This is a genomic window from Arthrobacter sp. SLBN-53, from assembly GCF_006715585.1.
GTDB classification, from domain to species: domain Bacteria; phylum Actinomycetota; class Actinomycetes; order Mycobacteriales; family Mycobacteriaceae; genus Mycobacterium; species Mycobacterium neoaurum_A.
Genome location: NZ_VFNN01000001.1, coordinates 514,103 through 537,171, shown reverse-complemented (window position 1 = coordinate 537,171; position 23,069 = coordinate 514,103). Strand labels below are relative to the sequence as shown.

At 66.7% G+C, this 23,069-nt stretch carries 21 protein-coding genes; 19 read left to right on the top strand and 2 right to left on the bottom strand.

The features are described from left to right. The first annotated feature begins 1 nt into the window (after position 1). From FBY28_RS02630 to FBY28_RS02605, 6 genes are read left to right on the top strand one after another with little or no spacing between them, the layout of a single operon-like run. A complete protein-coding gene (locus FBY28_RS02630; protein WP_141864083.1) occupies positions 2-1,366 on the top strand; it encodes an MCE family protein in 1,365 nt (454 codons plus the stop codon). Between the two features lie 44 nt (positions 1,367-1,410). Then, positions 1,411-2,439 carry an MCE family protein gene (locus FBY28_RS02625; RefSeq protein ID WP_019509832.1) on the top strand — a complete coding sequence of 343 codons (1,029 nt, stop codon included), beginning with the start codon at positions 1,411-1,413 and terminating at the stop codon, positions 2,437-2,439. Then, the gene (locus FBY28_RS02620) at positions 2,436-3,803 is read left to right on the top strand and encodes an MCE family protein (protein WP_141864081.1); all 1,368 of its coding nucleotides are present in this window, start codon (positions 2,436-2,438) and stop codon (positions 3,801-3,803) included. The genes FBY28_RS02625 and FBY28_RS02620 overlap by 4 nt, the downstream gene beginning before the upstream one ends. Continuing rightward, complete coding sequence (locus FBY28_RS02615) at positions 3,800-5,119, top strand: MCE family protein (protein ID WP_141864079.1); 1,320 nt, start codon at positions 3,800-3,802, stop codon at positions 5,117-5,119. Before FBY28_RS02620 ends, FBY28_RS02615 begins: the two co-directional genes overlap by 4 nt. Further along, a complete protein-coding gene (locus tag FBY28_RS02610) occupies positions 5,116-6,255 on the top strand; it encodes an MCE family protein (RefSeq protein ID WP_141864077.1) in 1,140 nt (379 codons plus the stop codon). Before FBY28_RS02615 ends, FBY28_RS02610 begins: the two co-directional genes overlap by 4 nt. Next, positions 6,256-7,716, top strand: coding sequence for an MCE family protein (locus tag FBY28_RS02605; RefSeq protein WP_141864075.1), 1,461 nt, complete (start codon positions 6,256-6,258; stop codon positions 7,714-7,716). It begins immediately after the preceding gene. Positions 7,717-7,785: 69 nt separating this feature from the next. Here FBY28_RS02605 and FBY28_RS02600 read toward each other — a convergent pair whose 3' ends face one another. Then, positions 7,786-8,583, bottom strand: a complete 798-nt coding sequence (locus tag FBY28_RS02600) for an SDR family NAD(P)-dependent oxidoreductase (protein ID WP_141864073.1) — start codon at positions 8,581-8,583, stop codon at positions 7,786-7,788. A gap of 111 nt (positions 8,584-8,694) precedes the next feature. Between FBY28_RS02600 and fabG the strand changes: the two genes are divergently transcribed. From fabG to FBY28_RS02535, 13 genes are all read left to right on the top strand, one after another. After that, positions 8,695-9,441, top strand: a complete 747-nt coding sequence (gene fabG, locus FBY28_RS02595; RefSeq protein ID WP_141864071.1) for a 3-oxoacyl-ACP reductase FabG — start codon at positions 8,695-8,697, stop codon at positions 9,439-9,441. Continuing rightward, entirely contained in the window at positions 9,438-10,265 is an 828-nt protein-coding gene (locus FBY28_RS02590) for an enoyl-CoA hydratase/isomerase family protein (RefSeq protein WP_216847460.1), read from the top strand. Before fabG ends, FBY28_RS02590 begins: the two co-directional genes overlap by 4 nt. After that, the gene (locus tag FBY28_RS02585) at positions 10,262-11,065 is read left to right on the top strand and encodes an enoyl-CoA hydratase/isomerase family protein (RefSeq protein ID WP_019509840.1); all 804 of its coding nucleotides are present in this window, start codon (positions 10,262-10,264) and stop codon (positions 11,063-11,065) included. Before FBY28_RS02590 ends, FBY28_RS02585 begins: the two co-directional genes overlap by 4 nt. Beyond that, positions 11,062-11,847 carry an enoyl-CoA hydratase-related protein gene (locus FBY28_RS02580; protein ID WP_141864069.1) on the top strand — a complete coding sequence of 262 codons (786 nt, stop codon included), beginning with the start codon at positions 11,062-11,064 and terminating at the stop codon, positions 11,845-11,847. The genes FBY28_RS02585 and FBY28_RS02580 overlap by 4 nt, the downstream gene beginning before the upstream one ends. Further along, the gene (locus tag FBY28_RS02575; RefSeq protein ID WP_019509842.1) at positions 11,844-13,124 is read left to right on the top strand and encodes an aromatic ring-hydroxylating oxygenase subunit alpha; all 1,281 of its coding nucleotides are present in this window, start codon (positions 11,844-11,846) and stop codon (positions 13,122-13,124) included. The genes FBY28_RS02580 and FBY28_RS02575 overlap by 4 nt, the downstream gene beginning before the upstream one ends. Positions 13,125-13,126: 2 nt before the next feature. Then, entirely contained in the window at positions 13,127-13,660 is a 534-nt protein-coding gene (locus tag FBY28_RS02570; protein WP_216847459.1) for an aromatic-ring-hydroxylating dioxygenase subunit beta, read from the top strand. An 8-nt stretch (positions 13,661-13,668) separates the two neighbouring features. After that, positions 13,669-13,923, top strand: coding sequence for a hypothetical protein (locus FBY28_RS02565; protein ID WP_019509844.1), 255 nt, complete (start codon positions 13,669-13,671; stop codon positions 13,921-13,923). Then, positions 13,920-15,128, top strand: coding sequence for an acetyl-CoA C-acetyltransferase (locus FBY28_RS02560; RefSeq protein ID WP_141864067.1), 1,209 nt, complete (start codon positions 13,920-13,922; stop codon positions 15,126-15,128). The genes FBY28_RS02565 and FBY28_RS02560 overlap by 4 nt, the downstream gene beginning before the upstream one ends. After that, positions 15,125-16,480, top strand: coding sequence for an OB-fold domain-containing protein (locus FBY28_RS02555; protein WP_141864065.1), 1,356 nt, complete (start codon positions 15,125-15,127; stop codon positions 16,478-16,480). Before FBY28_RS02560 ends, FBY28_RS02555 begins: the two co-directional genes overlap by 4 nt. After that, positions 16,470-17,675: an acetyl-CoA acetyltransferase gene (locus FBY28_RS02550; RefSeq protein ID WP_141864062.1), complete on the top strand. Its 1,206-nt coding sequence runs from the start codon at positions 16,470-16,472 to the stop codon at positions 17,673-17,675. Before FBY28_RS02555 ends, FBY28_RS02550 begins: the two co-directional genes overlap by 11 nt. Positions 17,676-17,764: 89 nt before the next feature. Then, positions 17,765-18,625 carry an SDR family NAD(P)-dependent oxidoreductase gene (locus FBY28_RS02545; RefSeq protein ID WP_141864060.1) on the top strand — a complete coding sequence of 287 codons (861 nt, stop codon included), beginning with the start codon at positions 17,765-17,767 and terminating at the stop codon, positions 18,623-18,625. 7 nt (positions 18,626-18,632) lie between these two features. Continuing rightward, a complete protein-coding gene (locus FBY28_RS02540) occupies positions 18,633-20,273 on the top strand; it encodes a class I adenylate-forming enzyme family protein (protein ID WP_141864058.1) in 1,641 nt (546 codons plus the stop codon). Continuing rightward, positions 20,270-22,024, top strand: a complete 1,755-nt coding sequence (locus FBY28_RS02535; RefSeq protein WP_141864056.1) for a class I adenylate-forming enzyme family protein — start codon at positions 20,270-20,272, stop codon at positions 22,022-22,024. Before FBY28_RS02540 ends, FBY28_RS02535 begins: the two co-directional genes overlap by 4 nt. On the opposite strand, the gene FBY28_RS02530 is transcribed toward FBY28_RS02535, so the two are convergent. Then, positions 21,991-22,977 carry an MBL fold metallo-hydrolase gene (locus FBY28_RS02530; protein WP_216847458.1) on the bottom strand — a complete coding sequence of 329 codons (987 nt, stop codon included), beginning with the start codon at positions 22,975-22,977 and terminating at the stop codon, positions 21,991-21,993. The two genes, FBY28_RS02535 and FBY28_RS02530, sit on opposite strands and share 34 nt — an antisense overlap. Positions 22,978-23,069 lie beyond the last annotated feature (92 nt).

The window sequence follows — 23,069 nt, the reverse complement described above, 5'->3', positions numbered from 1 at the left end:
GATGGCGCGTAAGGCGGGCGAACCTCTCATCCACCCTGACTGGTGGACGGCGTTTCTCATCGTGTTCGTCATCGCAGCGGTGGCCCTCACCGGCTTCCTGTTCACCGGTTCGTTCAAAAGCTATGTGCCGGTGACGCTGAGCTCCGATCGCGCCGGTCTGGTCATGGAGGTCGGCGCCAAGGTCAAGCTGCGTGGGGTGCAGGTCGGCCACGTGGGTGCGGTCACCGGCGGCAGCGATCCGGTCAGCCTGAAACTGGAGCTCGATCCCGACAAGATTGCCTATTTGCCTTCCAACGTGCAGGCCAGGATCGCCTCGACCACGGTGTTCGGCGCCAAGTACGTAGACCTGATCTACCCGAAGGACCCCTCCGGACAGGTACTCGCCGCGGGCGCCGTCCTGCAGTCACAGAACGTCAGCACCGAGGTGAACACCGTCTTCCAGAACCTCGTCGGTGTCATCCACAAGATCGATCCCGCCAAGCTGAACACGGTCTTCTCGGCGATCGCCGAGGGTGTGCGCGGCCAAGGGCCCCGCATGGGGGAGGCGACGACGGCGGCGAACGAGGTGCTGATCGCGCTCAACCAGCGCACCGAGACCATCGGGGAGGACTGGCGGGCGTTCAAGAACTTCAACGACGCCTACGCCGCGGCGGCACCGGACATCCTGCGCGTACTCGATGCCGCGAGCACGACGAGCGATACCGTGGTCGACCGAGCTCGTGAACTGGATTCGTTGCTGCTCAACGTGATCGGGCTGTCCCAGAGCGGAACGGCGGTGTTGGGGCCGAACAAGGACAGTCTGGTGCGGGCCATCAACACGCTGCGGCCGACGGCGGCGCTGTTCAACAAGTACAACCCGTCGCTGACCTGCCTTCTCGTCGGTGGCAAGAAGGCCATCGATCTCGGGCAGGCCGATTACACCGGCGGCGCGAACGGCAAATCGCTGATCGTGGACGCGGCGCTGTTGTTGGGAGACGATCCCTATCGGTATCCGCAGAATCTGCCGATCAATGGCGCCAAGGGTGGGCCTGGCGGTAAGCCCGGCTGCGGCTCGCTACCCGATGTGGCCAAGAACTGGCCTGTGCGCACCCTGATCGCCAACACCGGGTGGGGTACCGGCCTGGACAACAGGCCAAACCCCGGCATCGGATTCCCCGGCTGGGCCAACTACTTCCCGGTGACCCGCGCCGTTCCGGAACCACCCAGCATCCGCTACCCGGGCGGCCCGGCACCGGGGCCGATTCCATATCCCGGTGCTCCGCCCTACGGGGCACCGCAGTACGGACCCGGCGGAACCCCGCTGTATCCCGGCGTGCCGCCGGCGCCGATTCCGCCGGGGATCACCGGCCAGCCGCCGGCGCCGTGAACCAGCCCGACCTTGACACGACCTAGTATCGAGAGGCAGACGAGATGAAGGACAACTTGTCAGGCGCCGCCTGGCGGCTTGCCGTGTTCATCGTGGTCGCGCTGTTCGGAATGTTCGCGCTGCTCACCGTTTTCGCCCAATTCAGATTCGGCGAAGCCCGCTCATTCCGTGCGGTGTTCACCAACGTGACGGGACTGGAAACCGGCAACTTCGTCCGGATCGCCGGTGTCGAAGTGGGCAAGGTTGGTGACATCCGGCTCAACGGCGACAGCACCGTCACCGTGGAGTTCAGCGCCGACGACTCGGTGGTGCTGACCGAAGGCAGCCGGGCGGCCATCCGCTACGACAATGTCATCGGCGGCCGGTATCTCGCGCTGGAGGAAGGAGCCGGCGCGGTGCAGCGACTGGCCCCCGGTGCCACCATTCCCGTTTCGCGCACCACGCCCGCTCTGGACTTGGACGCACTCATCGGTGGCTTCCGGCCACTGTTCCGGGCGTTGGATCCCGACCAGGTGAACGCGCTGAGCGGTCAACTGCTCTCGGCGCTGCAGGGCCAAGGCGCGACGGTCGCCTCGTTCCTCTCCAACACCGCCGCGTTGACCAACACCCTCGCCGACCGCGATGAGCTCGTCGGCCAGGTCATCACCAATCTCAACACCGTGCTCGGTTCGCTCGGCGACCAGAAGGACAAGTTCGGTACCGCCGTCGACTCATTGTCGGAGATCGTGCACACCCTCAAAGAACGCAAGGGCGACCTGAGTGCCGCGGTGGCCTATACCAACGAGTCCGCGGCCAGTATCGCCGATCTACTCGCACAGGCCCGGCCGCCGCTGAAGGAGACGGTCGCGCAGACCGACCGCGCCGCAGGCATCGTCGTCGCCGACCACGACTACGTGGACAATCTGCTCGCCACGCTGCCGCAGTCCTACCGGATCCTGGGTCGGCAGGGGCTCAACGGCGACTACTTCTCCTTCTACATCTGCGATCTCGTGCTGAAACTCAACGGTAAGGGCGGTCAACCGGTGTATGTGAAACTGGCAGGCCAGGACACCGGTAGGTGCACGCCGAAATGAAACCCTTCCAAGAGCGCAACCCCGCGGTCATCGGGTTGATCGGCGTCGTGACGGTGGGCGCGATCAGCCTCGGGGTGCTCAACTACGACAAGCTGCCGCTGGTGTCCGCACAGAAGACCTACGGGGCATACTTCGCCGAGGCCGGTGGCTTGACAAGTGGTGCTGCAGTGCAGGTTTCGGGCTTTCAGGTCGGCAAGGTGCAGAGTATCTCGCTGGACGGGCCGCGCGTGCTCGTGCGGTTCAGCGTGGACGACGACGTGCAGCTCGGTGATCGCACCGAAGCCGCGGTCAAGACCAAGAGTCTGTTGGGGTCCAAGATTCTCGACATCACCCCGCGCGGGGACGGTGACCAGGACGGTGTCATCCCGTTGGAGCGCACCACATCGGCCTATCAGCTGCCCGACGCGATCGGGGACATCACCGCTCAGATCAGCGGGCTGAACACCGATCAGCTCTCGACCTCGTTGTCCACCCTGGCCGAGACCTTCCGGGACACCCCGGATGATCTGCGGGTCGCCGTCGACGGTGTCGCGCGGTTCTCCGACACCCTCAACCGCCGCGACGAACAACTTCGCCGGTTGCTGGCCAACGCGAACAAGGCCACCACCGTCCTCGGCGAGCGCAGCGACAAGATCGTCCAGCTCGTCCGCGACTCGAACGAGCTGCTGGTTGCTCTCGGCGAACAGAGTGCCGCACTCGACCAGATCTCGAACAACATCACGGCGCTGTCGGCGCAGATCAACGGCTTCGTCGCCGACAACACCGACACGCTCAAGCCGGCGCTGGACAAGCTCAATGGTGCGCTGGCGATCGTGGAGAACCGGAAATCGGAAGTCCAGCAATCCATCAAGGGTCTGACCACCTACGTCTTCTCGCTGGGTGAGTCGGTGTCCTCGGGGCCCTTCTTCAAGGCCTACTTGTCCAATCTTCTTCCCGGTCAGTATCTTCAACCGTTCATCAATGCCGCTTTCTCCGACCTCGGCCTGGATCCGAACGTGCTCGCACCGTCGCAGCGCACGGATCCACAGGTCGGCCAGCCCGGCCTGCCCGCATTGCCCGTGCCGTTCCCGCGCACCGGTCAGGGTGGCGAGCCGCGCCTGACGATTCCCGATGCCATCACCGGCAATCCCGGTGACAGCCAATGCGGGCCACCGGGTATCCCGCTACCCGGGCCGGGCTGCTATCCCTACCGGGATCCCGGACCGCAACCGGCACCCGGTGGGCCGCCTCCCGGCCCGCCTGCGCCGGGTCCGGCGGCCCAACAGTCTGTTCCCGAACCGACCCCATCGCCCGTTCTGGAGCGCGCACCCGGCGAGGTCGCACCCGACGGTTCCCCGGCTGAGCCAGGAGGTAACGGACAGTGACGCGGCCGCGTATTCGAATCTGGTTGGCGCTGCTGCTGGCCGCGGTATTGACCGTCGGGGTCGTCGCGATCGTGCGGACGACCACCAACATCGCCAGGACCGCATTCACCGCGTATTTCGACAACACCAACGGTCTGTTCGTCGGTGACGAGATCCGTATCCTCGGCGTGCCGGTCGGCGAGATCGAGCGCATCGATGCCGAACCCGACCGTGCCAAGGTGAGCTTCTGGATCGACGACACGTACGCGGTGCCTGCCGACGTCAAGGCGGTCATCCTGGCGCCGTCGCTGGTGACCGCTCGCGCCATCCAGCTGACACCCGCCTACACCGGCGGTCCCACCCTGCCCGCGGACGCCGTGATCCCCATGGAGCGCACCGCGGTGCCGGTCGAGTGGGACGAGGTGCGGGTCCAGCTGCAGCGATTCACCGAGATGCTGCAGCCCACCGAACCCGGGGGAGTGAGCACGCTGGGTTCGCTGGTCAACACCGCCGCCGACAACCTGCGGGGACAGGGCAAGAACATCCGTGACACGTTGATCAAACTGTCCAAGGCGACTTCGGCGCTGGGTGACCACAGCACCGACCTGTTCAGCACCCTGCGCAATCTGTCGCTGCTGGTGTCGGCTCTGCAGGACAGCTCGGATGTGATGTCGCAGCTCAACGGCAATCTCGCCTCGGTGACATGGGCCCTGGCCGATGATCCCGACGAGATCAGCTCTGCGGCAGCCAGTGTCAGCGAGGTATCCAAAACGGTGGCGACATTCGTGGCCGCCAACAAGGAGACCTTGGGTACCACCTCGGACAAGCTGGCCTCGGTGTCGCAGGCGCTGACCGACAGCGTCGACGACATCAAACAACTGCTGCACATGTCGCCGACGGTGCTGCAGAACTTCATCAACATCTACCAACCGGCCCAGGGCACGCTCAGCGGCGCCCTGTCGACCAACAACTTCAGCGATCCGATCAGCTTCCTGTGCGGAGCCATCCAGGCGGCCTCCCGGTTGGGTGCCGAGCAGTCCTCGAAGCTGTGCGTGCAGTACCTGGCACCGATCGTGAAGAACCGCCAGATGAACTTCTTCCCGATCGGCGGCAATCCGCTCGTCGGAGCGGTCGCACGGCCCAATGAGGTGACCTACAGCGAGGATTGGATGCGACCCGATTACGTGCCACCGGCTCCCGCGCCAGCTCCGGCGCCGGCCGCAGGTGCGCCCGCACCGGCTGCGAATGCGGCACCGCCGCTGCCCGCCGAGGCCCAGCAGACCGATCCCACAGCGGGCCTCACCGGGATGATGCTGCCACCGGGAGCAGGTTCATGACCGGCCGCCGAGGTGCCCTGGTGTTGGTCGGTTGCGCGGTGACCGCCATGGCATTGCTGACCGGTTGCAGCGACTGGCGCGGTCTGAACTCATTGCCGATGCCCGGCACCGCCGGTGACGGCCCCGGATCGTTCACCATCCGTGCGGAGCTGCCGGATGTGAACAACGTCCAGCAGAACTCGCGGGTGCGCGTCGGTGACGTCAACGTCGGCACGGTGACCAAGATCGAGCGCCAGGATTGGCATGCGGTGCTGACCATGGCACTCGACGGCAATGTCGTGCTACCGGCCAATGCGACGGCGACCATCGGGCAGACCAGCCTGTTGGGGTCACTGCACATCGAGCTCGCTCCACCGGTCAACGAGGCCCCCGAGGGGCGACTGCACGACGGCTCGGTGATCCAACTGGCCTCCGGTGGCGCGTATCCGTCGACCGAGCAGACACTGGCGGCGGTGTCGCTGTTACTCAACGGTGGCGGCGTCGGTCAGATCCAGGACATCACCACGGCGTTGAGCACCGCCTTCGCCGGGCGTGAGAACGACCTGCGCAGTCTCATCACCGAGGTGGACAGGTTCATCGCCAATACCGACCGCCAAACCGACGAGATCATCAGCGCCACCGACAGTCTGAACAACCTTGTCGGCGACTTCGCCGCACAGGATCCGGTCGTCGACCGGGCACTGGACACCATCCCCGAGGCGCTCAGCGTCCTGCGGGATGAGCGGGAGACCCTCACCGAGGCACTCGATCAGCTCGGCAAGTTCAGCGCCCTTGCCGCGGATTCGAGCAACCAAACCAAAGAGGCTCTGGTGGCAGAGCTCAAAGATCTTGCCCCGGTGGTGAAATCACTAGCCGATTCCGGGCCCGCGCTCACTCGGTCGTTGAGCTTCTTCTCGGTGTATCCGTTCGCCCAGGAGACGCTGGACAAATGGTTCCGCGGCGATTACGCGAACCTGACCGCGATCATCGATCTGACGCTGAGTCGTATCGACTCGTCATTCTTCACCGGCACCCGATTCGAGGGTGAACTCACCGAGCTGGAGATGCAGTGGGGTCGCACGATCGGTCAGCTGCCCAGCCCGTACACCGCGGTCAATCCGTTGATCATCCCGTACCACCTGAATCAGGGGCCCTAGATGGTACTCAGCAGAAGAGTCATCACCCAGCTCGCGTTCTTCGCGGTGATCACCCTCGTCGGTGGTGCCGTGATGATCTTCAACTACATGGGCCTACCGAACCTGTTGTTCGGGTACAACCACTACAAGGTGACCGTCCAGTTGCCGGTTGCCGCGGGACTCTACGAGAACGCCAACGTCACCTACCGCGGAACGAACGTGGGCAGAGTGGCGCGGGTGGATCTCACCCGGTCCGGTGTGGTGGCCGAGCTGTCGCTCAAGTCCGACGTCGAGATCCCTTCCGACGTCACGGCAGAGGTTCACAGTGCCTCCTCCATCGGCGAGCAATACGTCTCACTGATCCCCGACAGTGACAGCGGCCGCCTCGCCGAGGGGGCGGTGATACCGCTGGACCGCACCTCGGTACCACCGGACATCAGTGATCTGCTTGCGGCGACGAACAAGGGGTTGGAGGTCATCCCCGGCGACAACCTTCAGACGGTGGTCGACGAATCAGCCACGGCGGTAGGTGGTTTGGGTCCAGATCTGGCCCGCCTGGTCAAGGGCTCGACCACGCTGGCCATCGACGCGCGTGAGAATCTCGACGCACTGACGAACCTGATCGACAACTCCAAACCCATCCTGGACTCCCAATCGGCCACCGCCGATTCGATCGAGGCGTGGGCCTCCAACATGGCCTCGGTGACCGAACAGCTCAAGCGTGAGGACAAGTCGGTCACCGGCATCCTCGACGTGGGTCCGCGCGCCGCCGACGAGGTCCGGCAGCTGTTCGACCGGGTCCAGCCGACCCTGCCGGTGGTGTTGGCGAACCTGGTCACCCTCGGCGATGTGGCGGTCACCTATCAGCCGCATCTCGAGCAGCTGCTGGTGCTGGCACCGTCGGCGGTGGAAGTGGTGCAGGGCGCGGGTGTCACCAATCGCGATACCAAACCCGATTACAAGGGCGCGTTTCTGAGCTTCAACCTCAACCTCAACCTCCCACCACCATGCCTGACCGGTTACCTACCACCGAATCAGGCACGGCCGACGAGCCTGACCGACTACCCGGACCGCCCCGCGGGGGACCTGTACTGCCGCATCCCGCAGGACTCCATGTTCAACGTGCGCGGTGCGCGCAACCTGCCGTGTGCGACACGGCCGGGGAAGCGGGCGCCGACGGTCAAGATGTGCGAGAGCGACGAGAACTACGTTCCTCTCAACGACGGGTTCAACTGGAAGGGCGATCCCAACGCCACGTTGTCCGGCCAGCCGATTCCGCAGATTCGGCCCGGTGAGAGCGCGCCGCCGGCTGCTCCCGCGGCCGCGCCGCCGACGGTGGCGCCGCCCATCGCGGTCGCCGAGTACGACCCGGCGACGGGCAGCTATCTCGGGCCGGACGGTAAGCGCTACACCCAGGCCAATCTGGCGGGCGGCGGGAAGCCGCAGTCGTGGCAGTCGATGTTGGTGCCACCGGCACGGTGATCCGTACCGGCGAGGGCGATGCTAGGTGCCGCTGAGTTCAGCGGCACCTAGCATCGCCCACACGCGTGCTCACGGCATCGTGTATCCGCCGCTGACGGAGATCATCTGGCCCGTGACCTGCCGGGCAGCAGTAGGGGAGGCGAACCACAACACCGCGCGCGCGACATCTTCGGCGGTGGTCAGTCGACGCATCGGGGTGTCCTTGAGCATGAAGTCGATCTGCTTGGGGTTGAACACCTCGTCCTGGCCGACCGCCCAGAGGCTGGCGGCCCCGACCGCCTCGGGGCCCTCCGGCATCACCAGGCCCGGACACACGATGTTCGACCTGATTCCGTGGCGGCCGTGTTCACGCGCCGTGGTGCGCGCGAAGGCGACCATGGCCGCTTTCGACGCGCCGTAGATGCCTTGGCGGATCTGGCCGAAGGCGGCGTCGCTGGAGATGAAGACGATCGAACCGCCTCCGGCATCCTTCATGGCCGCGATGGCGGCCTGGGTGGCGGCCACGGCGCTGAAGAAGTTGATCTCGATGGTGCGCTGCCATTTTTGCCGGTCGGTATCGCTGGCGACGAAGCCGGGCACACTCCACCCGGCATTGTTGACCAGGACGTCGACGCCGCCCCACTGCGAGACCGCCGCTTCGACGGTGCGTTCGGCGGCACCGTCGACTGTCAGGTCTTCGATGGCGAGCTCTACTTCGGCGGCACCGCGCTCCAGCGCTTCGGCCCGGACCTTGTCGGCCTGCGGCGCGTCGATGTCGTTGAGCACGATGCGTGCACCTTCGGCGGCGAATTCATGCACGATGCCGCGCCCGATGTTGGACGCGCCTCCGGTGATGACGACGCGAGCCCCCGACAGTCCCAGATCCATGTCGATCCCTTCTCGGTGGCCCCATGGTTGAAACCGTCCGACCAATTGATTTAACCTAGATTAGAAATTTCGGTTAGATTTGTCTATGCCTCGTGCGATGGGAGATTCCGGGTGGAAAGACTGCTCCAGGACAAGGTCGCCGTGGTGACCGGTGCCGCGCAGGGTATCGGGTTGGAGATCGGGCGAACGTTGTACGAGCACGGTGCCCGGGTGGTGTTCGCCGACCTCGACGAGACCGCGGCCGCGCGGGCGGCCACCGCGGTGGCCGGACCTGTCGGCGACTGCCGCGGCGTCGCCTGCGATGTCACCTCCGAGGATGCCGTGCGCGACCTGGTGTCCGGCACGGTCGACCACCACGGCCGACTCGACATCTTCGTCAACAACGCCGGGATAACCCGTGACGCCTCGCTGAAGAAGATGCAGGTGTCCGACTTCGACGCCGTCATCACCGTGCACCTGCGCGGCACCTGGCTCGGTATCCGGGAAGCCTCGGCGGTGATGCGGGAACAGAAGTCCGGCAGCATCGTCAACATCTCCTCGCTGTCCGGGAAATCGGGAAATCCCGGTCAGACCAACTACAGCGCCGCGAAGGCGGGCATCGTCGGTCTGACCAAAGCCGCGGCAAAGGAAGTTGCCCACCACAACGTGCGGGTCAACGCCATCCAACCCGGGCTCATCCGTACGCCCATGACCGCGGCCATGCCGCCGGAGGTGTTCGCCCAGCGCGAGGCCGACGTCCCGATGAAACGGGCCGGCGAACCCGGTGAGGTGGCCGGGGCGGTGGTCTTCCTCGGCTCGAGCCTGTCCAGCTACATCACCGGCACGGTGATCGAGGTCGGCGGCGGGAGATACATGTGAACGCATACGGTGCTGCCGAAGTAGACGATCCCGGAGTCAACGATTCCGAAGTGAACGATGCCGAGGTGCTCGTCGAGGTCCGCGAGCACATCGGCTGGATCACGCTGAACCGCCCCGACCGGATGAACGCCGTCAACGTGGCCTTGGCGCGGGCGCTGGGCGCCGCATTGACCGGTCTGGGGCAGCGCACGGACGTGCATGCCGTGATCATTCGTGGTTCGGGTGGAAATTTCTGCGCCGGAGGCGATTTCGACGAGGTGCAGCGGCTTCGGGCAGACGGGCCCGATGCGTTGCGCACGCTGTTCACCACGTTCAAGGATGCCTGCGATGTCATCGCCGGACTGCCGGTCCCGGTGGTGGCCGCGGTGGACGGTGTCGCGATGGCCGGCGGATTCGAACTGATGCAGGCCGCCGATATCGTGCTGGTCTGCGAGCAGGCGCGGATTGCGGACAACCACGTCAACTTCGGCATGATCCCCGGCGGGGGCAGCACCGCACGGCTGCCGCGCATTCTCGGTCGCCAGCAGGCCCTGGGATTGCTGCTCTCCGGTGACAAGTTCAGCGGGATCGATGCGGTGCGGATCGGGCTCGCCTACCGGGCCTTCGCACCCGAGGTGTTCCACGATTCGGTGCAGGCCTTCGCCGCCCGGCTCGCGGGCCGGGACCGCTCGGCCCTGACCGCCATCAAGGAGCTCGTCGTGGCGGGGTTGGACACCGATCTCGCCACCGCCAATCGCCACGAAACCGATGCCGTCGTCGCACGACTGAGCGGATCGGCCGGACAGGCCGGTGTGTCGGCGTTCAAGAACAGGGAGACCACATGAGCGAGACCAGTACTGCCCCGGTGTTGCGGGAGGTGGGCGCCGACGGTATCGCCCGGCTACAACTCAACAGCCCGCACATCGCCAACGGCCTGAACGTCGACACACTCAAGGCGCTGCACGCCGAGGTGCTGGCCTGCCACGCCGATCCGGCCGTCAAGGTGGTGCTGCTCTCGGGTGCGGGACGCAACTTCTGCGCCGGCGGTGACGTGCACACCTTCGAGTCCAAGGGGGAGGCGCTGCCGGATTACCTGCGCGAGGCGACGGCCTGGTTGCAGCTGGCCACCGCCGCCCTGTTCCAACTCCGGGTACCGGTGGTCACCGCGGTACAGGGATTCGCCGCCGGAGGTGGCGGCCTCGGGCTGGTGTGCGCATCCGATATCGTTGTCGCCGCTCGCTCGGCGAAGTTCTTCTCCGGTGCGGTGCGGGTCGGTATGGCCCCCGACGGCGGTTCGTCGGTGACGCTGGCCCAACTGGTCGGGTTGCGCCAGGCCCTGCGCATCCTGTTGACCAATCCGACGCTGAGCGCCCAGGAAGCCGCCGATATCGGTCTGATCACCGAGGTGGTTGCCGACGACGAGTTGGTCACCCGCACCGATGCGATCGCCGCCGAGCTGGCCGCGATGCCCACCCTCGCGCTCTCTGCCACCAAGCGCCTCGTGTGGTCGGGGGTGGGCGCCTCCATCGAGGAGCGTCTTCCCGAGGAATCACGCACCGTGTCCGAGTTGTCAGGGACCGCGGACGCTCTCGAGGGGCTACGCGCCGTCATCGAGCGCCGCACACCGAAGTTCGTCGGACGATGAACGTCCTCGTCGAAGACGACGGCGCCGTGCGCGTCCTGACCCTCAACAGGCCCGAGGTGCGCAATGCCATCGACATCCCGTTGCGACTGGAGCTCGCCGACGCGCTGGAGGCCGCCGATGCCGACCCGCAGGTGCGGGTGATCGTGTTGACCGGTGCGGGCAGCACGTTCTGCTCCGGCGGTGACATCTCCACGATGAAGCTCATGTCCGAGACCGAGGCCATGGAGCGGGCTCAGATGGCCCAGCGTGTCATCCGGGCGATCTGGAACACCCCGAAACCCGTCATCGCCGCGGTGGAGGGTGCCGCCTTCGGTGCCGGTGCGGCGCTGGCGGCCGCATGCGACCGGGTGATCGCCGCCCGTGATGCGCGATTTGCCACCACCTTCACCAATGTCGGGTTGGCCGGTGACATGGGCGCCTATGCCTCGTTACCGCGACGGGTCGGTGTCGCCCGGGCTCGGCAAATGCTGCTGATGCCCGAGCCTTTCACCGCCGATACCGCACTGCATTGGGGCCTGGTCGATGCCCTCGCCGATCCCGGCGCGGCGCTGGCCGCAGCGCGCGCAGACGCGCAACGGCTGGCCGCCGGTCCCGCGCAGGCCTACGGTGTGATCAAGGAACTGTTGGCCGTTGCGCCCACCCTGCCGCCTGTCGAGGTCCTCGACCATGAGGCCGCGCACCAGGCAAGGCTTTTCGGCAGTGCGGACTTCGCAGAAGGTATCGCCGCGTTCGCACAGAAGCGACGCCCATCGTTCGGATCTCGGCAAGGAGCCCACCAATGACACCTCCCACGACATCTGTCGTCGACGCCGGCGCGGGGACAGCCAGCCGGTACGAGCGCCTGATCCGGCCGGAGAAGGTGCACGGCAGCCTCTACACCGATCCGTCGATCTTCGCCGAGGAGTTGGAGAAGATCTGGTATCGGACATGGGTTTTCGTCGGTCACGAGAGCGAAGTGGCACAGCCCAACGACTATGTGCGCAAGAAGCTCGGTCCGCAGGACGTCATCATGACCCGCGACCGCGATGGCCAGATCCATCTGCTGCTCAACCGGTGTGCGCACCGCGGCAACCAGGTATGTGACGACGCCAAGGGCAACTCGAGCACCTTCCGGTGCCCGTACCACGGCTGGACCTTCCGCAATGACGGCGACCTGATCGGATTCCCGTTCTTCAAGGGCTACGGTGGCCGCAAGCTCGACCTGGCGATGGGCCGGGTCCCCCGGGTGGACTCCTACGGCGGCTTCGTCTTCGGCAGCTTCGCGCCCGACGGCCCGTCCCTGATCGAACACCTCGGAGCCGCCGCCGGTGAGATCGACCGGCTGACCCGGTTGTCTCCACAGGGCCGCGTCGAGCTGACCGCCGGCTGGCTGCAGCACAAGGCGCGTGCCAACTGGAAGTTGCTCGCCGAGAACGAAACCGACGGCTATCACCCGCAGTTCGTGCACGGGTCCATCTTCGGGGTGACCGGCAGCACCATCGGTCCGCTCTACAGCGATTCGTCGACCGCGGTGACACGCGATCTCGGCAACGGGCACAGCGAGAACGACCTGCGCCCGGAGTTCCGCAAGTATGCCCAGCCCATGCGGTGGTTCGGCACCACCGAGTCACGGGTGCCCGACTACGTCGCGGCGATGCGGGCCACCCACGGTGCGGATGCCGAACGGATCCTGATCGAGGGCGCGCCGCACGTGATGATCTTCCCGAACCTGTTCATCGCTGAGATCCAGGTGTTCAACATCCAGCCCGTCTCCGTCGACGAATGTGTCCAGTACGCCACCGCGGTCCAGTTGGCCGGCGCACCGGAACTGAACCGGCGCATGGTGTCCCAGTGCATCGGATCTGTCGGACCGGCAGGCATGCTGCTGGCCGACGATACCGAGATGTACGAACGCAATCAGGAGGGCATCGCGGCGCTGAGTCCGGAGTGGCTCGACGTGCGGCGGGGAATGAACCGGGAGCGGGTCGACGAGAACGGCTTCACCATCGGCACCAACACCGACGAAACCGGTATGCGCGGTTTCTGGTCGCATTACAAGACGTTGATGGAGAGGAACTAGCCGTGACGACGTCCGTGAATCAGGGCAAGGACTTGCTGGCGGTGCCCGACGGCTTCGACCGTGCCGCGGTCGAGCAGTTCATCTACCGCGAGGCCCGGCACGCCGACGAGAACGACTACGACGCGTGGGAAGCCCTGTGGACCGACGACGCGCTGTACTGGGTGCCCGCCGATACCGTGGCCAGCGACCCGTCCCGGCAGATGTCGATCATCTTCGACAATCGCAGCCGGATCTCGACCCGGCTCAAGCAGGTTCGCACCGGGCGCCGCTATGCCCAGGCGCCACCGTCGCATCTGCGTCGCCTGATCTCCAACATCGAACTGCTCGGTGGCCGGGCCAATGCGCACGGCGGTGTCGATCTCGAGGTCGGTGCCAACTTCCTGGTCGTGGAGTCCCGGCCGCGCGGTAATCACATCTGGGGCGGCCGGACCACCTATCGGCTGCGCCGTGACGGCGCGGAACTGAAGTTGTCCTACAAGCTGGTCCAGCTCGTCGACGCCGACAAGCCGATCCCCACCCTGAGCTTTCTGATCTGAGGAACAGCATGAGTATTGAGTTCGATCCGACGGCACCCGTGCACGTCGAGGGTGCCGGTGCGGTGGTCGGAAGCGAGTTCGCACAGGTCGCGGTCAGTATCGACGACACCGCCAACTCGCCGCGGCTGCGGGTGCAGGACCTGCGCACCGGCCGGGTGCGTTTCCTGGATGCCCTGGAACTGGAGACCATCGTCTGGTTGCCCGACGAGCGGCTCAACAGCCTGCTGGATCCGTCCGCCGACCGTTGGCGCGGTGACCAGTGAGGCGCGCCGCCATCGTCGCCCCGGTGCGGACCCCGGTCGGCACCTTCGGGGGGAGTCTGCGCCCGATGCGAGCCGAAGACCTTGCCGCGCAGGTGATCAAGGCCGTCGTGGAACGCAGTGCGGTCGATCCCGAACGCATCGAGGATGTCGTGTTCGCGCAGTCCTATGCCAACTCCGAGGCACCGTGTATCGGCCGGTGGGCGGCGTTGCACGCCGGCCTTCCGATCGGGGTGTCCGGCCTGCAGATCGACCGGCGCTGTGGCGGTGGGCTGCAGGCGGTCATCACCGCCGCGATGACGGTGCAGACCGGTGCCGCGGACGTGGTGCTCGCCGGTGGGGTCGAATCGATGAGCAATATCGAGCACTACACCACGTCGGCACGCTGGGGATCGCGCGCAGGCAACCAGATGCTCTACGACCGCCTCGACCGCGGTCGTGAACGTTCGCAGCCGGAATGGCGATTCGGCGCCATCAGCGGGATGATCGAGACCGCGGAGAACCTCGCCACGGATTACCGGATCACCCGCGAGCAGGCCGACGCGTTCGCCGCCCGCAGCCATCAGCGCGCCGCCGCGGCCCACAAGGACGGGTTGTTCGACGCGGAGACGGTCGCGATCGAGGTGCCTGCCCGCCGCGGTGAGCCGCAGCTCTTCGCCGCGGACGAGGGCATCCGACCCGATACCACGGCCGAAACCCTCGCCCGGCTGCGCACAATCACCCCTGGTGGCACCGTCACCGCAGGCAATTCCAGTCAGCAGAACGATGCCGCCGCGGCCTGTCTGGTCGTCGCCGAGGACCGGCTCGACGAACTCGGGCTGCAGCCGCTGGGATATCTGCGTGGCTGGGCCGCCGTGGGGTGTGAGCCCTCCCGGATGGGGATCGGGCCGGTAGGCGCCACCGAGAAGCTGTTCGCCAGGACTGGTCTGTCCTTCGACGATCTGGCCTTGATCGAGATCAACGAGGCCTTCGCCGTGCAGGTGCTCGCGGTGCTGGCCGGTTGGGGAGTGAGCCCGGCCGATGTCGAGGATCGCTTGAACGTCAACGGTTCCGGGATATCGCTCGGTCATCCGATCGGAGCCACCGGGGTCCGGATCATGACCACGATGCTGCATGAACTTGGCAGGCGCGGGGGAGGGCTCGGGTTGGAGACGATGTGTATCGGTGGCGGCCAGGGCCTGGCGGCGGTGTTCGAGGGTGTCTCGTGACGATCGGGCTGTGCGGGTACGCGAGCTACCTTCCGCACCATCGGCTGGCGGGTTCGTCCATCGGACTGCGCCGTGGTGACCGCGTCGTGGCGTCCTACGACGAGGATTCGACGACCATGGCCGTCGCCGCCGCCGCTCGGGCGTTGCCCGCCGACGTCGTGCCGGACGCGCTGTACCTGGCCACCAGCACCCCCGCCTACGCAGACAAGACCAACGCCACCGCCGTCCATGCGGCACTGGGCCTTCCCGCCGAGGTGTTCACCGCCGACATGTGTGGGACCGCGCGCAGCGCGATGGCCGGTCTGCGCGCGGCGGCCCGTGCGGGTGGCCTGGTGGTCGCCGCCGACGTCCGGGTGGGCAAGCCGGGCTCGGCCGACGAGAAGTCCGGCGGAGACGGTGCCGCGGCCCTGTGGTTCGGTGCGGACGACCCGATTGCCGAGGTGTTGGCGATCCGTTCGAGCACAGCGGAATTCCTGGATCGGTGGCGCAGCCCCGACGAGGTCACCGGTCAGCTCTGGGAGGAGCGGTTCGGCGCCGAGCTCTACGCCGAGTTGATCCGCGACACCGCGGGTGCGGCCCTGGCGGCCGCGGGGTGTGCCGATGTCGACCACGTGGTCCTCACCTGCCCGAACACCGCGGTCCTCAAGCGGGCCGCCACGTTGGTCAAGGGCCAGAAGTCGGTGTCGAGCTCGCCGATCGGACACAGTGGTGCCGCCGACCCGTTCATCGCCCTGGCCGGGGTACTCGACATCGCCGAGGCGGGGGACACCATCATGGTCGTCTCCGCCGCCGACGGGTGTGATGTCGTGGTGTTCGCGGCCACCGCCGCACTCGGCCGGCACCGCCAGTCGCGACCGCTGAGTGTGCAGCGCGCAGCCGGTTCGGCCGTCGAGTACCTGACCTACCTGTCGTGGCGCGGTCTGGTCGAGCGGGAGGCCCCGCGTCGGCCGGAACCGGATCGCCCGGCGGCACCGCCCGCCGGCCGGGCTCGGCAATGGAAGTTCGGACTCATCGGATCATGCTGCAAAGAATGCGGTTTCGTTCACCTTCCGCCGCAGCGGGTGTGCCGGCAGTGTCAGGCCACCGATGAGATGGCCGAGGTCGCCGTCCGTGATCTGGCCGGGACCGTGGTGACCTACACGGCGGACCGGCTGGCGTTCTCGCCGTCGCCTCCGATGGTCCAGGCCGTCATCGACATCGACGGCGGCGGCCGCTGCACGCTGGAGGTCGCCGATGCGCGTCCCGATGAGTTGGCCGTCGGCACGCGGGTGCGGTTCACCTTCCGCAGGCTGTTCACCGCCGGTGGAGTACACGATTACTTCTGGAAGGCGGTGCAGGTCGATGCCCAGTAACGGGATCTCCGGCAAGGTTGCGGTGGTGGCCATGGGGTGCAGCAGCTTCGGTGAGCGCTGGGACTGTTCCACCGAGGACCTGATCCTGGAGGCCTACCAGGAATGCCTGGCGGGTCTGCCCGGCGTGGCGCGCGAGGATGTGGACGCCTACTGGCTCGGCACGTTGAGTTCCGGCCTCGGCGGGTTGACGCTGAGTCGGGCGATCGGCAGTGACGACAAGCCCGTGACCAGGGTGGAGAACTTCTGTGCCACCGGCTCGGAGGCCTTTCGCAACGCCGCCTACGCCGTCGCCGCGGGTGCCTACGACATCGTGATGGCGGTGGGCGTCGAAAAGCTCAAGGATTCGGGATATTCCGGTCTCCTGCGCCAAGATCCGCCCGGTGACGGCACGGCGCCGGAGATCTCGATGACGGCGCCGGCGGCCTTTTCGCTGCTCGACCCCGCCTACTGCGATCGCTACGGTGTGCATCCCGACGAGATGCGTGCCGCCATGACCCACGTCGCCTGGAAGAACCACGACAACGGTACTCGTAATCCCAAGGCACAGTTCCGGTCCCCGGTTGCGCGCGAGACCATCGAGAATGCGCCGAAGGTGGCGGGCCGGCTCGGCGTGTTCGATTGCTCGGGCGTATCCGACGGTGCCGCGTGTGCGCTGTTGGTGCCTGCGGATCGCGCGCACGAATTCACCGACCGGCCGATGTACATCGAGGGGTTGTCCCTGGTGGCGGGATCGGTGCGGGGCTATGTGGATCCGGCCTATGACTACACCACATTTCCCGAGGTGGTGAAGGCGGCCAAGGACGCCTATGCGCAAGCCGGTATCGACCGACCTGCACAACAGTTGTCGCTGGCCGAGGTGCACGACTGCTTCACCCCGACCGAGCTGGTGTTGATGGAGGATCTCGGCTTCTCCGAGACCGGTCACGCGTGGAAGGACGCGCTCGGCGGTGATTTCGACGCCGACGGCCGATTGCCGGTCAACCCCGACGGTGGACTGAAGTCGTTCGGGCATCCGGTGGGCGCCAGTGGACTACGCATGCTCTACGAGGCGTGGCTGCAGTTCCGCGGTGAGGCGGGCCGGCGCCAACTCGACGATCCGCACACCGCCCTGACCCATAATCTGGGGGGCCGACCCGGCGGTTGTGTGTCGTTCGTGTCCATCGTGTCGGACCGGCCCGGGCGCCACCGGAGCTGAGCGCGACGACCTCGGTGCCTGTGACACCTTGACCCTCGGTCAATTTTTAACGTAGATTCGAGAAAATCAAACATACTGGAGGAGTTCACGTGTCGGGTGTTGAAGACAAGGTTGTCGTCGTCACGGGCGCCGGTGGCGGGTTGGGGCGTTCCTATGCCCGATTCCTGGCCGCCAACGGCGCACTGGTGGTGGTCAACGACCTCGGCGGCGCCCGCGACGGCTCAGGCGCCGGCACCGCGGCCGCCGACACCGTGGTCTCCGAGATTCGCGCCGCCGGTGGTCGAGCGGTGGCCAACTACGACTCGGTCGCCGACGAGCAGGGCGCCGCGGCGATCATCGAGACGGCGTTGAACGAGTTCGGCGCCGTGCACGGCGTAATCAGCAACGCAGGCATCCTGCGTGACGGCGCGTTCCACAAGATGTCCGGTGAAAGCTGGGATGCGGTCCAAAAGGTGCATCTCTACGGTGGATTCAACGTCATCCGGGCCGCCTGGCCGCATTTCCGCGAGCAGCAGTTCGGCCGCATCGTGGTGGCAACCTCGACCAGTGGCCTGTACGGGAACTTCGGTCAGGCCAACTACGGTGCCGCCAAGGCCGGCCTGGTCGGACTCATCAACACGCTGGCCATCGAGGGCGCCAAATACTCGATCACGGCCAATGCGATCGCGCCGTTGGCCGCCACCCGGATGACCGAGGACATTGCGCCACAGGAGCTTCTGGACAAGCTGAATCCCGAGTTGGTGGCTCCCGCGGTCGGCTACCTGGTCTCGCAGGAGAACACCGATACCGGTTCGGTGTTCGTGGTCGGCGGCGGCCTGGTTCAGCGGGTGGCGCAGTTCCAGAATCCCGGAGTCACCTTCTCCGCACCGCCCAGCCTGGCCGAGATCGCCGCGCAGTGGTCGCAGATCAGCGACATGTCCGAGGCCACGCTCGGTAGCAACCCCGTCTGATCGACACATGGCCGAGCCATCCGGTGTCACCCCCGAGGCCCTGAGCGGTCGGTCACCGGCCTTTCGGGCCGGTGACCGTGACGCTCCGTTGGTCGACCTGACGGTGGGCGAGTTGTTGACCGTGCGCGCCGGTGAGTACCCCCACGCCGAGGCGCTGGTGGGCACCCGGCAGGGCCGCGATGACACCGTCCGGCTCAGCTATGGCGATCTGCTGCGAGAGGCGCGCCAGGTGGCGGCGGCGCTACGCGCGCTTGTCGACCCGGGTGACTATGTCGCGCTCTGGGCGCCGAACACGGTGGAATGGACCATTGTTCAGTACGGTGCCGCGCTCGCCGACGTGATCCTGGTTGCGGTCAACCCGGTACTGCGCGACGCTGATCTGGACTATGTGCTGCGGCACAGCCGCGCGCGGGTGCTGATCCATGCCGACCGCAGCCGGGACTACGATCTGGCCGCGGTGGCGCAGCGTGTGTGCGCCGACATTCCGGGGATTCGCCGTATCTCGTTGTCGCAATGGGGACAGTGGTTGTCGGCACCGGTCGGCGAACTGGCGGACAGTACAGCTCGTGCGGACTCCGCGGTGATGCTGCAGTACACCTCGGGCACCACCGGTCGGCCGAAGGGGGTGCTGCTGACCCACCGGGCACTGGTCAACGTCGCCCGGTTGACCATGCAGGCCTGCGGTGTCGAGGCGGGTTCGGTGTGTTTCAACCCGTTACCGCTGTTCCATACGGCCGGGTGTGTGATCGCCACCCTGGGGCCGGCCTGGCTGGGCGGCACCGCGGTGCTGTGCGAACGCTTCGACCCGGCCGACGCGCTGGCAGCGTTGGCCCGCGAGCACGTGACGGTGCTCTTCTACGTGCCGGCGGTGCTGTTGGCACTGCTGGCCGCGCAGCGCGCGGGCAGCGCACCGGCACCGGCGCTTCGGGTCATCATGGGGGGAGCGGCGGTGGTATCCGGCGAGCTGATCGACGGTGCCGCCGCGGTGTTCGGTGCCGAGGTCTACAACCTCTACGGTCAGACCGAACTCGCCCCGGTGCTGTCACTGACGCGTCCGGGGGACACCCGCGAGGACAAGTTGACCACCGTGGGTCGGCAACTTCCGCATGTGGACTGCAAGGTGATCGATCCGGACACCGGTGCCACGCTGAACACCGGCGAGGTCGGCGAGATCTGCGCGCGCGGTTACCAGCAGTTCATCGAGTACCTGCACGACCCGGCGGCGACGGCGCGCGCACTGGACCCGGATGGGTTCGTGCGCACCGGAGATCTGGGCTCAATGGACGACCGCGGCTACCTGCGGGTCACGGGCAGGCTCAAGGAACTGATCATTCGCGGTGGCGAGAACATCTCACCCGCTGAGGTCGAAACGGTGATCGCCGAGCACGACGATGTGCTCGATGTCGTGGCGGTGGCGCTTCCCGACGAACGGCTCGGTGAGGTCGTGGCGGTGGCCTGCCGGATCGACACCGCCGAGCCGGAAGGTCTGCGCGAGGCGCTGATTGCGCACGCACGGGCTCGTATGCCCGCCTACAAGATTCCCGCACGCTGGTTTGTGACCAGCGAGTTTCCCATCACGCCGACGGGCAAGGTGCAGCGCTTCGCGCTGCGTGAGGCCATGCTCGCCGATGAACTGGCCGAGTTGTGAGCGCTACCGTCGCGATAGGCCGGCGTCGCACCGCACTGGCCGAGCGGTTCCCGGTGTGGCAACCCGTCACGCTGGCCCAATGGCTGGATCGTTGCGCCGACCGGTATCCGGATCGGCCGTTCGTCCTCACCGATTCGGTCACGCTGACCTATCGCGATGTCGCCGAACAGTCCCGTGCGCTGGCGGCGGGGCTGATGGCCCTCGGTGTGGGCGTCGGCGATCGGGTCGGGATGGTGATGGCCAACTTCCCGGAATTCGTCACGGTGAAATTCGCGATCGCCCGAGCCGGCGCCATCGCGGTGCCGTTCAACTATCTCTACCGGCAATCCGAACTCGGTTTCGTCCTTGCCGATTCCGGCTGTCGGGTGCTGGTCACCATGACGCAGTTCGGTGCACTGGACTACCAGGAGATGCTCGACGGCATCGTCCCGGGATGGGACGGGCCCGGCTTCGCCGTGCGCGCCGATCGCCGCGACACGGTGCCGGCGCTGCGCCAGGTGGTGGTGCTCGACACCGGTGGTCTCGTTCGTCGCACGGCGATGACGGTCGCGGATCTGGCCGCATGCGCCCGGGCGGCGCAGTCGGCGTCGACTCCGGAGGTGGCACCTGGCGATCCCGGTGACATGCTCTACACGTCGGGCACCACGGGGTCACCCAAGGGAGTGGTGGTATCCCATGACGCCGTCCTGCGCACCGCGTACGCGTCGGCGTTGACCCGCGCCTATGAGGACGGCCGTCGGATTCTCTACTCGCTGCCCTGCTATCACATGTTCGGTTACGTCGAGGGCCTGTTGTCGGCCATGTTCGTCGGCGGGGCGGTCATCCTGCTGCCGTCGTTCACCGCCGAAGGCTACTTCGCCGGGATCGAGCGGCATCGAGCCACCGACATGCTGTGCGTTCCCACAATGGCGGTGGCGATGGTGGAAAGTCCTGTGCGCCAGAGCTTCGACCTGTCATCGCTGCGCGCACTGCTGTGCGGATCCGCCCCGGCGCCGATCTGGCTGTGGCACCGCGTCCGCGAATTGTTCGGTATCGACGAGATCGTCACCGGCTACGGGATGACCGAATGCGGCGGCGCCATGACGCTCACCCGGCCCGAGGACGATCTGGTGTTGACCTCGGAAACCGTCGGCAGGCCGAAGATGGCCGGAGCCGCTGGGCTTTCCGGGTCCGCCGAACTCGTCATGTATCGGGTCGTCGATCCGGATACCGGGCGCGATATGCCGGCCGGCGTCGACGGAGAGCTGCTCTCGGCGGGACCGACGGTGATGCTCGAGTACTGGAATCGTCCGGTGGAGACCGCCGCGACACTGCGTTCGGGGTGGCTGCATTCCGGCGATCTCGGCCATATCCGCCCCGACGGCTATCTGCGGGTCACCGGTCGCAGCAAGGAGCTGTACAAGAGCGGTGGCGAATTGGTGATGCCCAGGGAGATCGAGGACGTGCTGGCGGCGCATCCCGGAATCAGCCAGGCCTTCGCCATCGGTCTCACCGATGATCGGTGGGGTGAGATCGGGTGCGCCGTCGTCGTCACCGCACCCGGTCACGAGCTCACCGAGCAGGACGTCCTCCAGCTGTGCCGGAGCTCGCTGGCGCGCTTCAAGGTGCCCAAGCGCGTCGTGTTCTGTTCCGCCGACGAGCTACCGACGACGCCGACGGGCAAGATTCAGAAGTTCCGACTGGTCCAAGAGATCTTGGCGCGCACCGGCGCCGAAGATCACGGCAGTGAGAAAGATCGAACTCCGTCCTGATCGCGTGCGTTCAGCTCGTCCCGGACGGCCAGCAGGTCGAGGTGTGCCATGACCTCCAGCACGGCGGTCATTCGGTGCACGACGTCCAACTCCGCCAGCCGCCGTTCGTGCCGGGTCCACCGCATCTGCTCGGCGACCTCCAGGCCCGTGCAGTACCCCGCACAGACGAGTTCGGATACCTGGTCCAGACGTTGCCGATGGTGGTCGATCAGCTCCTGGGCGCGCGCCCGGGTCCGGCCGGCGGTGTGACCGTGGGCGGGCAGCATGCGCGCGTCGGGCAGGTCCAGCATCAACGTCAGCGAGTCGAGGTAGGACCGCAGCGGCAACGGTTCGGGGTCACGCTCGAAAGCGATCGAGGGGGTGATCCGTGGCAGGAGGTGATCACCGGAGAACACCAGCTGTTGTTCGGCATCCTCGAACACCACATGTCCGCGCGTGTGTCCGGGAGTTTCCCGGACCACCAGCGTGACGTCGCGGCCGGTCAGGACCTCGCTGTCGTGCAGCCAGCGATCCGGCGCGTCGAAGGCGACACCGAGCTCATAGGGCTCCCACGTGAGGCCGGCGATCTGGCGGGCCAGGTCCGGCGCCCCGGCCCGGGCAAGCATGCCGACCTGGGCGGGATGCACGCTGTCGGGCTGCCGTGCGAAGGCCTGCAGACTGTACCGCTCACCGGAGCCGAGCAGCAGTTCCATGCCATACCGGTTACGCCAGCGGACCCCGAGCGAATAGTGGTCCCAGTGCTGATGGGTGACGACGATCCGGCGGACATCGGTCACGGCGTATCCGAGCTGGTGCAGGGCCTCGGTGAGCGCGGCCTCGGCCGGAGGGTAGGCCCAGCCGGGGTCGACGAGGGTGAGTCCGTCGCCACCGAGAACGACGTAGCTGTTGACCACCTGGAGGTCGGGCAGGGGCAGCGGTAACGCGATGCACACGACGGTCGGACTGATGTGCATCGGTATTCCGATCACCGGGGGTGCTGCAGCGGCGGCTGGTGTGCTGTCAGATATCGGCATGCTGCTCATCTCTGGTAACTCCCGTCGTCGGA

Coding starts and splice junctions, on each gene's coding strand:
- FBY28_RS02630 (WP_141864083.1), top strand. CDS start 2: ATGGCGCGTAAGGCGGGCGAACCTCTCATCCACCCTGACTGGTGGACG.
- FBY28_RS02625 (WP_019509832.1), top strand. CDS start 1,411: ATGAAGGACAACTTGTCAGGCGCCGCCTGGCGGCTTGCCGTGTTCATC.
- FBY28_RS02620 (WP_141864081.1), top strand. CDS start 2,436: ATGAAACCCTTCCAAGAGCGCAACCCCGCGGTCATCGGGTTGATCGGC.
- FBY28_RS02610 (WP_141864077.1), top strand. CDS start 5,116: ATGACCGGCCGCCGAGGTGCCCTGGTGTTGGTCGGTTGCGCGGTGACC.
- FBY28_RS02605 (WP_141864075.1), top strand. CDS start 6,256: ATGGTACTCAGCAGAAGAGTCATCACCCAGCTCGCGTTCTTCGCGGTG.
- FBY28_RS02600 (WP_141864073.1), bottom strand. CDS start 8,583: ATGGATCTGGGACTGTCGGGGGCTCGCGTCGTCATCACCGGAGGCGCG.
- FBY28_RS02585 (WP_019509840.1), top strand. CDS start 10,262: ATGAGCGAGACCAGTACTGCCCCGGTGTTGCGGGAGGTGGGCGCCGAC.
- FBY28_RS02580 (WP_141864069.1), top strand. CDS start 11,062: ATGAACGTCCTCGTCGAAGACGACGGCGCCGTGCGCGTCCTGACCCTC.
- FBY28_RS02575 (WP_019509842.1), top strand. CDS start 11,844: ATGACACCTCCCACGACATCTGTCGTCGACGCCGGCGCGGGGACAGCC.
- FBY28_RS02565 (WP_019509844.1), top strand. CDS start 13,669: ATGAGTATTGAGTTCGATCCGACGGCACCCGTGCACGTCGAGGGTGCC.
- FBY28_RS02550 (WP_141864062.1), top strand. CDS start 16,470: ATGCCCAGTAACGGGATCTCCGGCAAGGTTGCGGTGGTGGCCATGGGG.
- FBY28_RS02540 (WP_141864058.1), top strand. CDS start 18,633: ATGGCCGAGCCATCCGGTGTCACCCCCGAGGCCCTGAGCGGTCGGTCA.
- FBY28_RS02530 (WP_216847458.1), bottom strand. CDS start 22,977: ATGCACATCAGTCCGACCGTCGTGTGCATCGCGTTACCGCTGCCCCTG.